Annotated in this window: 2 rRNA genes; both read left to right on the top strand. The window is 46.2% G+C overall.

From position 1 onward, the window contains the following. A 16S ribosomal RNA gene (locus KI367_RS26780) occupies positions 1-88 on the top strand; the annotation flags it as partial. Between the two features lie 328 nt (positions 89-416). Further along, positions 417-528, top strand: a 23S ribosomal RNA gene (locus KI367_RS26775); the annotation flags it as partial.

Raw genomic sequence — 528 nt, 5'->3', positions numbered from 1 at the left:
GAGCCAGCCGCCGAAGGTGGGGTAGATGATTGGGGTGAAGTCGTAACAAGGTAGCCGTATCGGAAGGTGCGGCTGGATCACCTCCTTTCTATGGAGAATCGTTTCCTGCGAGGAAACATTCAAATATTAAATCTAGCCGGTCGGCTAGTTACTCACTCATTGCTCAGTTTTGAGAGAGCAAACTCTCAATTGATCCTTGAAAACTAGATAACGAAACGAATTTGCGTTTTAGAAATATCCTTTTCTGATGATTTTAAATTTGGCTTCGCGTCAAATTGAAATTCATCATAGCTGCTTGTGTCTTCATTGAAAGACCAAGTAATAAAGGTAGCAGACGAGTGTTTGAATCGAAGAGCGACTTTGGCTTTGTGCGAAGCACAAAACAACGGAGCGAAGCGAGGCAAACAGGAGTCAAAGGTTAAGCTACTAAGAGCACACGGAGGATGCCTAGGCGCTAGGAGCCGATGAAGGACGTGGCGAACAACGATACTGCCTCGGGGAGCTGTAAGCAAGCTTTGATCCGGGGAT

This window comes from Paenibacillus cookii (genome assembly GCF_018333375.1).
GTDB lineage: Bacteria > Bacillota > Bacilli > Paenibacillales > Paenibacillaceae > Paenibacillus_AQ > Paenibacillus_AQ cookii.
Note: the sequence above shows the minus strand (reverse complement) of the source record. Positions and strands in the feature narration are given on the sequence as shown.